We start from the raw sequence: 12851 nt of genomic DNA, 5'->3' as shown, positions 1-12851 counted from the left end.
GCCCGATGCACGCCCGCCGGGGGCCGCTACCAGCGCGGCAGCTCCGGAACCGTCCAGTCCGCGTGCTCCGGCGCCCGGCGCATCGCGGCCGCGTCGTCGCGGTCGCGCAGGGTGCCGTCGTCGTCGAGCCAGCGCCGGTGGAGGCGGGCGAGTTCGGTGCGGTCGAGCTCGACGCCGAGGCCCGGGGCGTCGGACACCATCAGGCGGCCCTCGCGGAACTCGTGCCGGACGGTGATCACGTCCTCCGTCTGCCACGGGTAGTGGCTGTCGCAGGCGTAGTCGAGGTTGGGGACGGTCGCCGCGACGTGGGTCATCGCGGCGAGGCTGATGCCCATGTGGGTGTTGGAGTGCATGGACATGCCGACCCCGAACACCCGGCAGATCGCGGCGAGTTCACGCGTGTTGCGCAGCCCGCCCCAGTAGTGGTGGTCGGACAGGACCACCTGGACGGCGTCGGTCAGGAACGCCTGCCTGATCTCGGGGAACGTCGTCACGCACATGTTGGTGGCGAGCGGCACGCCCGTGCCCCGCGACACCTCGGCCATCGCGGCGGTGCCCGGCGCCGGGTCCTCCAGGTATTCGAGTACGTCCGCGAGTTCGGCGGCGACCCGCAGCGAGGTCCCCGGCGTCCAGCCGCCGTTGGGGTCGAGCCGGAGCGGGTGGCCGGGGAAGGCGTCGGCCAGGGCGCGGACCGCGGCGACCTCCTGCTCGGGCGGGAAGACGCCGCCCTTGAGCTTGAAGGAGGCGAAGCCGTGCTCGCGCACGAAGCGGCGGGCCTGCTCGACGATCCCGGCGGGGTCGAGAGCCGCGCCCCAGCCGTCCTTCTCACCCGCGCCGCCGGGATGTTCGGCCCAGCGGTAGAAGAGGTACGCGCTGTACTCCACGCTGTCGCGGACCTTGCCGCCGAGCAGGGTGTGCACGGGCACGCCCCGGGCCTTGCCGAGCGCGTCCAGGCAGGCCACCTCGAACGCGGAGACGACGGACAGGCGCAGCTTGTCGGCGGTCTGGACGCCGCGCAGTCCGCCGACGTCGACCGAGTCGTCGACCCGGGAGTCCGCCACCCCGATCTTGTTCACCAACGTGAACAGCCCATTGAGGTCGGCGACGTCGTGCCCGAGCACGGCCCCGGCGTACGGGCGGGCCAGTTCGAGGTACTTTCCGTCGCCGTACGTCTCGCCGATTCCGGTGGTGCCGTCGGCCGTGACGACCTCGACGACCAGGCGGGGCGCGTAGGGCTGGTGCACACCCTGGACGTTGAGGAGCGGGGGGTCGGAGATGAGGACCGGCGTGAGCCGCACCTCGGCGATCTGCTGTCCGCGCACGGCGACATCTCCCCTATGCGATCTCGTCCATCAACAAGTAATCCGATCTTGTCCATCAACAAAAATCGAGACTAGATATGTGAACAACCCGACGTCAAGGGAACCGCCTTCCGGCGACCACCCCCAACTCCCCTCCCCCCGAATGAAATTCGCTCGTTTACCCGACCGACCCCAGGCCAAACAATATGTGACCCAGATCACTGACTCTCGGCTTTTCGCGCACTCGGGACGCTTGATACAAATTGGGCCCGCGATCCCGTACGACACCGGACGCCTCCCCCTTCTTTGACCTCCCTGCCCCACGGGCACTGTTCCTTGGAACGCCCATGTCCGCACGCTCTCGTGCCGCCTGGCCCCTGGTCGCCGTCTTCACCGCCGGCTACCTCGCCGCGTACCTCCTTCCCACCGTCGTCGGCCGCCTCTCGGCAGGGCTCGGGCTCTCGCCCACGCAAGCCGGACTGGTCGGCTCCACCCTGCTGTTGAGCTCGGCGACGGCCGGTTTCACCCTCGCCTCCCGAGTGGAGCGGCACGGCCCGCGCCGCCTCGCCAGACTCGGTCTGCTCCTCGCGATCACGGGGTACGGCGGCGCCGCCCTGACCACCCTGGTCCCGCTCGTCGTGGCGGGCGCGGTGGTCGGCGGCCTCGGCTCCGGTACGGCCACGGCGGTGGCCGCGGCCGGTATCGCAGCCCAGCGCGACCCCCACCGGGCCTCCACGCTGGGCCTGCTCTCGGTGTCCGCGACGGCGGGCGCGCTCTATCTGACGATCCCTCACCTCGGCGGCGGGCACGCCACCCCGCTCGCCGCGATCGCGCTCGTGGCGGCGCTCGTGTGGCCCGCCACGCGGCGGCTTCCGGACGCGTACGACTCGGGCCGCCCGGTGGAAACCGTCGAGACCACGGGAGTACGGCTCCCCCACCGCCGCTCCGGTACGGTCCTGGCCGCCACCATGCTCTGCTGGTCCCTCGCGCAGAACGCGCTGTGGGGCGTGAGCGGGCGGATCGGCCTCACCCAGGCCGGGCTGACCGAGGTCACCGTCGGCATGGTCTTCGCGGCCGGGCTCGGCGCGGGACTGCTCGGCGTGCTTGGCGCGGGTGCGCTCGGCGCGCGGCTCGGGCGGGCGGTGCCGATCGGGGCGGGCACGGCGATCATCGGGTGCTGCATCGTGGCGAGTTCCTCGGCGCGGGACCTGGTGTCCTTCGCGTCCGGCGAGATCCTCTGGAACGTCTTCTACCCGGTGGTCCTCTCCTACCTGATCGGCCTGTCCGCCTCGCTCGACCCGCGCGGGCGCTGGGCGGTGCTCGCGGGTTCGGCCTCCTCCCTCGGGGTGGCCTGCGGGCCGCTCACGGGCAGCCTGCTGTCGGAGTACGCGGGGTATCGGGGGATGGGGTTGGTGCTGTGCACCCTGCTGCTCCTGATCGCCGTACCGCTGACGGCGGTCGCACTGCACACGGCCGGGCGGCCGCTGGTGCCGGGCTCCATCCGGCGCCGGGGTGGTGCGGCGGCGGCCGTGGCAGCGGGCCGGGCCGGGGCCTCGTCCGCGCTGCTTCCGCAGATCGGGGTGCCGGAGCAGGAGGTCGCGGAGATCCCGATCAGCTCGCGGGCGAGGCGACGCCGCAAGGTCTTGGCGTCCTGAGCTTTCCCCACCCCGCCCCTTCCCGCTGTGACACTCTGCGGCTCCGCCGCGTGGCCTCCGGGGGTTGGAAGGGGCGGGGTTTCCTGGGGCTCCGCCCCAGACCCCGTATCGCGCCTTAAGGGCGCTCGTCCTCAAACGCCGGACAGGCTGAAGATGCCAGTACCGCATGCTGCCAGGGGCGCGGGGAACTGCGCGAGCAACCACCCACGGTCGGCAGCCGAAATCCGTCCATGGATCCACCCCCTCCGGTGATTGAGGGGCGGAAGCTGGAGCGGAGCCACCAGGGCACAACCCTTACGACCCCCGGCATGGGCGGCCGGGTGGGCCAGCCGCCCGGGGTCCGCGGGCGGAGCCCCCGAGGGGTGAAGGGGGCGGAGCCCCCAGGGGTCCGGGGCGGAGCCCCGGGGGGCGGCCTTTCGACCCGTTGTACGGGCGGGTGGGTGGGAGACCCGCCGGGGGTCTGGGGCGCAGCCCCAGGGGCTCGGGTTCTCCACCTCCGTCACGGGCGGGCGGGTGGGCAAACCCGCGGGGTCTGGGGCAGAGCCCCAGGGGTTCAGCCTCTCGACGCCGGGGCACGGGCGGGTGGGTGGGAAAACCCGCCGGGGCCTGGGGCGCAGCCACTCGGCGCTGGGCCGCGTGCAGGGTGGCCCCCAGCCAACTACTCCGCGTCGAAGTCGTACGCCTCCACCTCCGCCAGGTACCGCTCCCTCCGCCCCTCCTCCCCCTCCAGGAACGCCGCCTCGAACGAGTTCCGCGCCAGCTCCCTCAGGCGCTCGCGGGACACCCCGAGCGCCTCCCGTACCGCGTGGAACGTGTCGTCCACGTACCCCCCGAAGTAAGCCGGGTCATCGGAGTTGACCGTGCACAGCAGCCCCGCGTCCATCATCGCGGGCAGCGGGTGCTGCTCCAGGGTGTCGATCGCGCGCAGGCGTACGTTCGAGAGGGGGCACAGGGTGAGGGGGATGCGGTCGCGGGCCAGTCGGGCCACCAGTTCCGGGGATTCCAGCGCGCGCAGGCCGTGGTCGATGCGCTCCACGCCCAGCACGTCGAGCGCCTCGGTGATGTACTCGGGCGGCCCCTCCTCCCCCGCGTGCGCGACCCGGCGCAGCCCGAGCGACGCGGCCAGCTCGTACACCTCGCGGAACTTGGCCGGCGGGTGGCCGACCTCCGCCGAGTCGAGCCCGACGCCAGTGATCCGGTCCAGGTACGGCCGCGCCGCCTCCAGCGTGAGCAGCGCCGACTCGGCCGGCTCGTCCCGCAGGAAGCAGAGGATGAGGCGAGTGGAGATGCCGTGCCGCTCCTCGCTCACCGACAGGGCGCGCCACAGGCCCTCCACCACCGTGCCGATGGACACGCCCCGTGCGATGTGCGCCTGCGGGTCGAAGAAGATCTCGGCATGGCGCACGCCCTGGGTGGCGGCCCGGGTCAGGTACGCGTCGGCCAGCGAGGCGAAGTCCTCCTCCGTCCGCAGCACCGTCATCAGCGAGTAGTACAGGTTCAGGAAGGACTGCAGGTCGTCGAAGAGGTACGCCTTGCGCAGTTCCTCGGTGTCGGCGTACGGCAGCTCGATGCCGTTGCGCGCGGCGAGTTCGAAGGCCAGCTCGGGTTCGAGGGTGCCTTCGATGTGGAGGTGGAGTTCGGCCTTGGGGATGGGGAGGGGCATGGGGGGACTTTCCAGGGGTCGTGCTTCAGGGGGCTTCAGCGGGGTGCTTCAGGCGGTGACGCTTCAAAAGGGGGCTTGCGACGGTGGCGCCTCAGGGCGTGCGTTTGGGGACCGGGACCCTGACCAGGTCGGCGGCCACGGTCAGTTCGCCCTCGTACCCGGCGGCCCGTGCCTGCCGCTCGAATTCCTCGGGGTCGGAGTAACGCTGCGAGAAGTGCGTGAGCACGAGGTGGCGCACGCCCGCGTCACGGGCCACCGCAGCGGCCTGACCAGCCGTCAAGTGGCCGTGGTCCACGGCCAGTTGGTGGTCGCCGTCCAGGAACGTCGACTCGATGACCAGCATGTCGCAGCCGTCCGCGAGGGTGCTCACGCCCTCGCACAGGCGGGTGTCCATGACGAACGCGAACCGCTGCCCTCGCCGGACCTCGCTGACGTCGTCGAGGGTGACGCCGTTCAGCTCGCCCTCGCGCTGCAGGCGCCCCACGTCGGGGCCCTTGATGCCGCGCTCGGCGAGCAGTTCGGGCAGTATCCGCCGCCCGTCCGGCTCGACGATCCGGTAGCCGTACGACTCGACCGGGTGCGACAGCCTGCGCGCCTCCAGCGTGTACGAGGCCGTCGTGGCCAGCACCGCGCCCTCGCCCCCGACCGGCTCCTGGCCCAGCCGCACGGATTCGCGGTAGGCCGTGGCGTACCGCAGCCGCTCGAAGAAGTGCTCGCCGCTGAGCGGGTAGTGCGCGGTGACCGGGTGCGGGACCCGGTCGAGGTTGATCCGCTGGATCACCCCGGCCAGGCCCAGCGAGTGGTCACCGTGGAAGTGCGTGACGCAGATCCGGTTGATGTCGTGGGCGGCGACCCCGGCCCGCAGCATCTGCCGCTGGGTGCCCTCGCCGGGGTCGAAGAGGATGCCCTCGCCGTCCCAGCGCAGCAGATAGCCGTTGTGGTTGCGGTGCCGGGTGGGGACCTGGCTGGCGGTGCCGAGCACCACCAATTCACGTACGGACACGGTGAGTTGCCTTGCTGTGCGGGCTGTGCGGGGTGGTTGGAGCAGGTGTCCGAACAGGCTCTTATCCGGGCGGCCACTGGAGGCCGCGGCCGCCCAGGACGTGTGCGTGCGCGTGGAAGACGGTCTGGCCGGCGCCGCTGCCGGTGTTGAAGACGATCCGGTAGCCGGTGCCGTCGACCTTCTCCTCGCGGGCGACCTCCCCGGCCTCGCGCACCACGTCCGCGAGGATCGCCGGTTCGGCGGCGGCGAGGGCCGCGGCGTCGGGGTGGTGGACCTTGGGGATGACCAGGATGTGAGTGGGCGCCTGGGGGTTGATGTCGCGGAAGGCCACGGTCGTCTCGGTCTCCCGCACGACGGTCGCCGGGACATCGCCCGAGACGATTTTGCAGAACAGGCAGTCGGCCTGCGGCTCTCCGGCCACGGTCCGGTCCTCCTTGGTCGCGTTGATCAGGTAACCGCATGCTACTCAACGCGTTCTGGCGTTCCGGCTCATGGTGGGGGCGGGGCGGCTCGGCTCGTGCGCTGCGCGCTACTTGCCGCGGAAGGACTCCGTGACGGTGACGGTCACCGTGACCGTGGGGTGCCGCCGGGGGCGGGGGTGGCGGGGCCCGTAGTCGGGGCGGGGGCGTTGCAGTTGCCGAGCACACTGGCGTGGAACACGGTCTTGCCGGCGACCTTGGCCGTCAGGTCGCCCTTCACGCAGCGGCCCTCGACCTCCTGCGTGACCGTTCCCTTGACCGTGATCGGCTTGCCGTCCTTGGTCTCGCCCTGGCAGTCCACGTCGGCGACCTGCTGGGTGGTGCTGGCGGCCGAAGGGGTCGCACTGGGGCCGCCCTTCAGGTTGGCGGTGCAGGTCAGCCACTTGATCGCGACGTGCTGGTGCTGCAGCGCGGCGGTCGCCGTCTGGTCCGTGGTGACCGCGACCGCGGCGGAGTTGAGCCCGCCGACCGGGTCGCAGGCGGCGGCCCCGCCGATCGCCAGCGCGGCCGTGGCCACGGCCGGCAGGGTTCGGTACGCCCTGCGGCGGGCGGTGTGTCGTGCTGGGCGGTGCGACCTCTTGGCCCCCATGAGCGCCAGGGTGCCACCGCGGCACCGGGTGCGGTAGACCCCTTGCGGCCATCCCGTCGCGTCTCGGGGTGGCCCGGTCGCGGCCCGGCTGCCGCGCTGGAGGGTCAGGACCAGCGCCCGGTCCTCGCCATCAGTACCGCCGCCCCCACCGTCCCCGCCGTCGACGTGCGCAGCACGCTGCTCCCCAGGCGGTACGGCTTCGCGCCCGCCTCGGCGAACGTGGCCAGTTCTTCCGGGGAGACGCCGCCCTCCGGGCCGACCACCAGGACGATCTCGCCCCGGGCGGGCAGGTCCGCCGCGGACAGGGCGGCCGAGCCGGAAGCCCTGTCCTCGTGCAGGACCACCGCCAGGTCCGCCCGCGCGAGGAGCGCCGCGACCTGCTTCGTCGTCATCGCTTCCCGTACGTCCGGGAAGCGCACCCGGCGGGACTGCTTGCCCGCCTCCCGGGCCGTACTGCGCCATTTCGCAAGGGACTTGAGGCCGCGCTCGCCCTTCCACTGGGTGATGCAGCGCCCGGCCTGCCAGGGGACGATCGCGTCGACGCCGGTCTCGGTCATCGTCTCCACGGCGACCTCGCCCCGGTCGCCCTTGGGCAGCGCCTGCACCACGGTGATCCGTACCGCGGGCTCCTCCTCGGTGGCGCGGGCCGTGACCCGTACGACCAGGCGGTCCTTGCCCTCGGCCGCGACGACCACCGCGTCCGCCCAGTTCCCGGCGCCGTCGGTGAGGGTCACTTCCTCGTCCGCGTGCAGCCGTTTGACGGAGACGGCGTGCCGGCCCTCCGCGCCGTCCAGGACGAACTCGCCGCCGCCCGGCACCTTGTCGACAACGAAGACCGGGGCGGTCATGACGCACTCCTCATGTTCTTCAGGTTCTGCAGTGTCTGGGTCAACTCCGCTGCCGCGTCGTCGAGTTCGGCGGCCAGGACTTCGACGAGCCTGCCCGCCGGGAGCTCCCTGGCGAGGCGGTGGCCCTGGCCCGCCCACAGCGCCATGCCCTGAGGGTCTCCGGCCTCGGCCGCGGCCTTGCGCAGGCCCGCCGTGAGCTGGTGCACCTGCGGATACGCGGCGGGGGCGTACGGCCCGTGCTCCCGCATGAAACGGTTCACCAGGCCCCGCGCGGGCCGCCCGGAGAACGCCCGCGTCAACTCCGTACGCACGAAAAGGGGGTTGGTCAGCGCCTGCTTGTGCAGCACGTTCGCGCCCGACTCCGGGCACGCCAGGAACGCCGTGCCGAGCTGCGCCGCGTCCGCGCCCGCCGCGAGGACCGCCGCGATCTGCGCGCCCCGCATCAGGCCGCCCGCCGCGACGATCGGCAGCTGGACCGTCTCCCGGACGAGCCCGATCAGCGTGAGCAGCCCGATGCCGGCCCCGCCGACCTGCGGATCGTCCCGGTACGTGCCCTGATGGCCGCCCGCCTCGACGCCCTGCACACACACCGCGTCCGCCCCCGCCCACTGCGCGGCCTGCGCCTCCTGGGGGGTGGTCACGGTGACGATCGTGTACGTACCGACCTTCGCGAACGCGTCGAACACCGGGCGCTCGGGGCAGCCGAAGGTGAACGAGACCACCGGCACCGGATCCTCGCGCAGGATCGCCAGCTTGGCCTCGTAGTTGTCGTCGCCCCCGCCGTCGGCCTCGCCCAGCGGGGTCTCGTACCAGGTGACCTCGCCGGCCAGCTGGTGGCGGTAGACCTCGATGGCGGCGGGGTCGGTGTGCGGGTCCTGGGGCATGAACAGGTTGACTCCGAAGGGCTGGTTCGTCAGCCCCCGCATCTGCTTGATCTCCTGGTACATGCCGTCGGCGGTCTTGTACCCGGCGGCCAGGAACCCGAGCCCCCCGGCCTCCGAGACGGCCGCGGCCAGCGCCGGACCGGAGGCGCCGCCCGCCATGGGCGCCTGCACGATCGGATACCGGCAGAGATCGGTCAAAGCCATGCCCGCATCGTGCCACGCTGTTGCTCTCGCACCGAATCGCCTGTTCCTCCCAGGGTGGGTGAGGCTGGCCCCCTGCTCAGGGGCTCCGCCCCCCCCCGAACCCCCGCTCCTCAAACTCCCCCCAAGGACTTCGTCCAGGGGGGACCCCCAAGGGGCTGGAATTTTGGCTGAGGTCCACTTTTCAACCCGCGGACCGAAGGCCTCGGGGGTTTGGGGCGCAGCTCCAAAAGAAAAAGGGGCTCCGGGGGTCACCCCCGGAGCCCCCCCCTCACGGCTCAACGCCCGTTGAACGCGTCCTTCAGGCGGGAGAACAGGCCCTGCTGCCCCGGCTGGAACTGGCCCGTGGGGCGTTCCTCGCCGCGGAGCTTGGCCAGCTGGCGCAGGAGGTCCTCCTGCGCGGGGTCCAGCTTGCTCGGGGTCATGACCTCGACGTGCACGATGAGGTCACCTCGGCCGCCGCCGCGCAGGTGCGTGATGCCGCGCCCGTGCAGCGGGATGGACTGGCCGGACTGGGTGCCCGGGCGGATGTCCACCTCATCCATGCCGTCGAGCGTCTGGAGCGGCACCTTCGTGCCGAGCGACGCCGCCGTCATGGGGATGGTGACCGTGCAGTGCAGGTCGTCGCCGCGGCGCTGGAACACGTCGTGCGCCAGCTCGTGGATCTCCACGTACAGGTCGCCGGCGGGGCCGCCGCCGGGGCCGACCTCGCCCTCGCCCGCGAGCTGGATCCGGGTGCCGTTGTCGACACCGGCCGGGATCTTCACGGTGAGGGTGCGCCGCGAGCGGATGCGGCCGTCGCCCGCGCACTCCGGACACGGGGTCGGGACCACGGTGCCGAAGCCCTGGCACTGGGGGCAGGGCCGCGACGTCATGACCTGGCCCAGGAAGGACCGGGTGACCTGGGACACCTCGCCGCGGCCGCGGCACATGTCACAGGTCTGCGCGGAGGTGCCGGGGGCGGCCCCCTCGCCCGAACAGGTCGTACACACCACGGCGGTGTCGACCTGGATCTCCTTGGTGGTGCCGAAGGCCGCCTCGTTGAGGTCGATCTCCAGGCGGATCATGGCGTCCTGGCCTCGGCGGGTCCGCGAGCGCGGGCCGCGCTGGGATGCCGTGCCGAAGAAGGCGTCCATGATGTCCGAGAAGTTGCCGAAGCCGCCCGCGCCGAAGCCACCGGCACCGCCGCCGCCCCCCGACGACGACAGCGGGTCGCCACCGAGGTCGTAGACCTGCTTCTTCTGCGGGTCCGACAGGACCTCGTACGCGGCGTTGATCTCCTTGAAGCGCTCCTGCGTCTTCGGGTCCGGATTCACATCCGGGTGGAGTTCGCGTGCGAGGCGCCGGAACGCCTTCTTGATCTCGTCCTGTGATGCGTCGCGGCGCACGCCGAGTACGGCGTAGTAGTCCGTGGCCACTTACGACTCCGCCAGGATCTGTCCGACGTAACGTGCCACTGCGCGTACCGCTCCCATCGTTCCGGGGTAATCCATGCGGGTCGGTCCGACCACGCCGAGTTTGGCGACCGCCTCGCCGCCGGAACCGTAGCCGACCGATACGACGGACGTGGAGTTCAGTCCTTCGTGGGCGTTGTTCTCGTGCCCGATGCGTACGGTCATGCCCGATTCCTTGGCCTCGCCGAGCAGCTTGAGGAGCACGACCTGCTCCTCAAGCGCCTCCAGCACCGGCCTGATGGTCAGCGGGAAGTCGTGTCCGAAGCGGGTGAGATTGGCGGTGCCGCCGATCATCAGCCGCTCCTCGGTCTCTTCGACCAGGGTTTCGAGGAGGGTGGCGAGGACCGTCGAAACGGTTCCTCGGTCCTCCGGTTCAAAGGACTCCGGCAGGTCCTGCACCAGCTGCGGCACGTCCGCGAAGCGGCGTCCCACCACCCGTGCGTTGAGCCGGGCCCGCAGGTCCGCGAGCGAAGCCTCGCCGAACGGCGCCGGGCAGTCGACCATGCGCTGCTCGACCCGCCCGGTGTCCGTGATCAGCACCAGCATCAGCCGGGCCGCCGCGAGTGAGAGAAGCTCCACATGCCGCACCGTGGACCGGGTCAGCGACGGGTACTGGACGACCGCCACCTGCCGGGTCAGCTGCGCGAGCAGCCGCACCGTACGGGCCACGACGTCGTCCAGGTCCACCGCACTGTCCAGGAAGTTCTGGATCGCCCGGCGCTCCGGCGACGACAGGGGCTTGACGCCCGCGAGCCGGTCGACGAAGAGCCGGTAGCCCTTGTCGGTCGGGATCCGGCCGGCGCTGGTGTGGGGCTGGGCGATGAAGCCCTCCTCCTCCAGAACCGCCATGTCGTTGCGCACGGTCGCCGGGGACACGCCAAGGGCGTGCCGCTCGGTCAGGGCCTTGGACCCGACCGGCTCCTCGGTGCCGACATAGTCCTGGACGATGGCGCGCAGCACCTCCAGCCTGCGTTCACTGAGCATCGCGCACACCTCCAGTTGCCGTCCGTTTGGCACTCACTGTGTTCGAGTGCCAGCAATCCCCCGGCCAGTGTACGGCCGACCGGTACGCCCCTAGCAAGGGCGGCCGACCACGCTACCGTGCGGCGTCGCTCCTCGATTGCGGATAGCGTCGCGTCATGGACGTCAGTTGGGAAGAGTTCGGCTGGGAGCGCCTCGGCGACGGGGTCGGGCGCAGGCGCCTGCCGGTCTGGGACGCCACGGCCGCGCTGGTCGCCGGAGAGAGCTCGCTCCTCTTGTACGACACCGGCGCGACGCTCCGCGAGGGCGCCGAACTCCGGACGCAGGCCGAGGCCCTCTTCGGCCGCCGTGTGACCCATATCGCGCTCAGCCACCCCCACTTCGACCACGTCCTGGGCACGGCCGCCTTCTCCGGCGCCGAGGTGTACGGGGCCGTCGGCATCGAGCGGGCGCTGGGACGCGACGAGCTGCGCGACGACGCGGCCCGCCAGGGGGTGTCCGCCCAGGACGCGGCCGAGGCGGCCGACCTGCTTGTCGTGCCGCACCACGCGGTGTGCGGCGAGTGGACGCTGGACCTGGGCGGCCGCCAGGTACTGCTTGCGAATGTCGGGCCCGGTCACAGCGGCCACGACCTCGCGGTCCTGGTCCCCGCGACCGGCGACTCGCCCGAGATCGTCTTCTGCGGCGACCTGGTCGAGGAGTCGGGCGAGCCCCAGGCGGGCTCCGACGCGGTGACCTCGCGCTGGCCGGCCGCCCTGGACCGCCTCCTTTCGCTGGGCGGCGAGGACGCGGTGTACGTGCCGGGGCACGGGGCGGTGGTGGACGCGGCCTTCGTACGGGCCCAGCGGGATCAACTCGCGGTGCGGTTCGGGGTGTTGTAGGCCGAGTCCTGGTCCGGCCCCGGCCGCGCCGCATCCTCGGGGGCCAACCCCCTTCCCCCTCGGCCGACCCGAATAATGAGCCCATGCGCAATTACAGCCCTGACCTCACCCCGCCCTGGAAGAAGAAGCAGGCGCCCGTTCCTGAGGTGCCTGCCGAGGTCGACCTCGTCGTCGAGGAGGTCTCCACGGGATTCTGCGGAGCCGTGATCCGCTGCGAGAAGACGGCCGAGGGGCCGACGGTCACCCTGGAGGACCGCTTCGGCAAGCACCGCGTCTTCCCGCTCGCACCCCGCGGCTTCCTCCTGGAGGGCAAGGTCGTCACGCTCGTACGCCCCTCCGCTTCGGCCCCCGCGGGGGCCGCCCGTACGGCCTCGGGATCGCTGGCCGTGCCGGGGGCGCGGGCCCGGGTCGCGCGGGCGGGGCGGATCTATGTCGAGGGGCGCCACGACGCGGAGCTCGTGGAGCGGGTGTGGGGGGACGACCTCCGGATCGAGGGCGTGGTCGTCGAGTACCTGGAGGGCATCGACGACCTTCCGGCGATCGTCGCCGAGTTCGCCCCCGGGCCGGACGCGCGGCTGGGGGTTCTGGTCGACCACCTGGTCCCGGGCTCGAAGGAGTCCCGCATCGCGGCGTCCGTGACGCATCCGGACGTACTGGTCGTCGGGCACCCGTACATCGACGTGTGGGAGGCGGTGAAGCCGTCGTCCGTGGGGATTGCGGGGTGGCCGGTCGTGCCGCGGGGGCAGGACTGGAAGACGGGGGTCTGCCGGGCGCTGGGGTGGCTCGAGAACACGGGGGCGGCTTGGCAGCGGATCCTGTCGGGGGTGCGGTCGTACAAGGACCTGGATCCGTCGCTGCTGGGGTCGGTGGAGCACCTGATCGACTTCGTGACGGCCCCGTAGGCTTTCCCCA

General features: G+C 72.0%; 12 protein-coding genes. 3 read left to right on the top strand and 9 right to left on the bottom strand.

Features of this window, described 5'->3' with window-relative positions:
• Positions 1–26: 26 nt before the first annotated feature.
• Complete coding sequence (locus tag OHA17_RS26905; RefSeq protein WP_406508709.1) at positions 27–1322, bottom strand: glucarate dehydratase family protein; 1296 nt, start codon at positions 1320–1322, stop codon at positions 27–29.
• A 326-nt stretch (positions 1323–1648) separates the two neighbouring features.
• Between OHA17_RS26905 and OHA17_RS26900 the strand changes: the two genes are divergently transcribed.
• Positions 1649–2956 (top strand): MFS transporter, encoded by a 1308-nt coding sequence (locus OHA17_RS26900; RefSeq protein ID WP_406508708.1) that lies wholly within the window; start codon positions 1649–1651, stop codon positions 2954–2956.
• A 658-nt stretch (positions 2957–3614) separates the two neighbouring features.
• Here OHA17_RS26900 and OHA17_RS26895 read toward each other — a convergent pair.
• From OHA17_RS26895 to hrcA, 8 genes are all read right to left on the bottom strand, one after another.
• A complete protein-coding gene (locus OHA17_RS26895; RefSeq protein ID WP_398871691.1) occupies positions 3615–4619 on the bottom strand; it encodes an adenosine deaminase in 1005 nt (334 codons plus the stop codon).
• A 91-nt stretch (positions 4620–4710) separates the two neighbouring features.
• Positions 4711–5622 (bottom strand): ribonuclease Z, encoded by a 912-nt coding sequence (locus OHA17_RS26890; RefSeq protein ID WP_406508707.1) that lies wholly within the window; start codon positions 5620–5622, stop codon positions 4711–4713.
• 61 nt (positions 5623–5683) lie between these two features.
• Positions 5684–6043, bottom strand: coding sequence for a histidine triad nucleotide-binding protein (locus OHA17_RS26885; RefSeq protein ID WP_189964137.1), 360 nt, complete (start codon positions 6041–6043; stop codon positions 5684–5686).
• 143 nt (positions 6044–6186) lie between these two features.
• Positions 6187–6690 (bottom strand): hypothetical protein, encoded by a 504-nt coding sequence (locus OHA17_RS26880; protein ID WP_406508706.1) that lies wholly within the window; start codon positions 6688–6690, stop codon positions 6187–6189.
• Between the two features lie 104 nt (positions 6691–6794).
• Positions 6795–7538, bottom strand: a complete 744-nt coding sequence (locus OHA17_RS26875; RefSeq protein ID WP_406508705.1) for a 16S rRNA (uracil(1498)-N(3))-methyltransferase — start codon at positions 7536–7538, stop codon at positions 6795–6797.
• Positions 7535–8626 (bottom strand): nitronate monooxygenase, encoded by a 1092-nt coding sequence (locus OHA17_RS26870; protein ID WP_053726094.1) that lies wholly within the window; start codon positions 8624–8626, stop codon positions 7535–7537. The genes OHA17_RS26875 and OHA17_RS26870 overlap by 4 nt, the downstream gene beginning before the upstream one ends.
• Before the next feature lie 275 nt (positions 8627–8901).
• Complete coding sequence (gene dnaJ / locus OHA17_RS26865; RefSeq protein ID WP_406508704.1) at positions 8902–10041, bottom strand: molecular chaperone DnaJ; 1140 nt, start codon at positions 10039–10041, stop codon at positions 8902–8904.
• Positions 10042–11061 carry a heat-inducible transcriptional repressor HrcA gene (gene hrcA / locus OHA17_RS26860; protein ID WP_053726096.1) on the bottom strand — a complete coding sequence of 340 codons (1020 nt, stop codon included), beginning with the start codon at positions 11059–11061 and terminating at the stop codon, positions 10042–10044.
• A gap of 155 nt (positions 11062–11216) precedes the next feature.
• Between hrcA and OHA17_RS26855 the strand changes: the two genes are divergently transcribed.
• Positions 11217–11939, top strand: a complete 723-nt coding sequence (locus OHA17_RS26855; RefSeq protein ID WP_053726097.1) for an MBL fold metallo-hydrolase — start codon at positions 11217–11219, stop codon at positions 11937–11939.
• A gap of 83 nt (positions 11940–12022) precedes the next feature.
• A complete protein-coding gene (locus OHA17_RS26850) occupies positions 12023–12841 on the top strand; it encodes a DUF3097 domain-containing protein (RefSeq protein WP_406508703.1) in 819 nt (272 codons plus the stop codon).
• The last annotated feature ends 10 nt before the right edge of the window (positions 12842–12851 follow it).

The sequence above is a fragment of the Streptomyces sp. NBC_00212 genome, assembly GCF_045206365.1.
Taxonomy (GTDB): domain Bacteria; phylum Actinomycetota; class Actinomycetes; order Streptomycetales; family Streptomycetaceae; genus Streptomyces.
The sequence above is the reverse complement of the archived record's forward strand: the minus strand, read 5'-3'. Positions and strand labels throughout refer to the sequence as shown.

What these genes read in the sequence shown, in the direction of transcription:
- OHA17_RS26850 (WP_406508703.1), top strand. Translation starts at nt 12,023, where the DNA reads ATGCGCAATTACAGCCCTGACCTCACCCCGCCCTGGAAGAAGAAGCAG.
- OHA17_RS26895 (WP_398871691.1), bottom strand. Translation starts at nt 4,619, where the DNA reads ATGCCCCTCCCCATCCCCAAGGCCGAACTCCACCTCCACATCGAAGGC.
- OHA17_RS26875 (WP_406508705.1), bottom strand. Translation starts at nt 7,538, where the DNA reads ATGACCGCCCCGGTCTTCGTTGTCGACAAGGTGCCGGGCGGCGGCGAG.
- OHA17_RS26855 (WP_053726097.1), top strand. Translation starts at nt 11,217, where the DNA reads ATGGACGTCAGTTGGGAAGAGTTCGGCTGGGAGCGCCTCGGCGACGGG.
- OHA17_RS26870 (WP_053726094.1), bottom strand. Translation starts at nt 8,626, where the DNA reads ATGGCTTTGACCGATCTCTGCCGGTATCCGATCGTGCAGGCGCCCATG.
- hrcA (WP_053726096.1), bottom strand. Translation starts at nt 11,061, where the DNA reads ATGCTCAGTGAACGCAGGCTGGAGGTGCTGCGCGCCATCGTCCAGGAC.
- OHA17_RS26900 (WP_406508708.1), top strand. Translation starts at nt 1,649, where the DNA reads ATGTCCGCACGCTCTCGTGCCGCCTGGCCCCTGGTCGCCGTCTTCACC.
- OHA17_RS26880 (WP_406508706.1), bottom strand. Translation starts at nt 6,690, where the DNA reads ATGGGGGCCAAGAGGTCGCACCGCCCAGCACGACACACCGCCCGCCGC.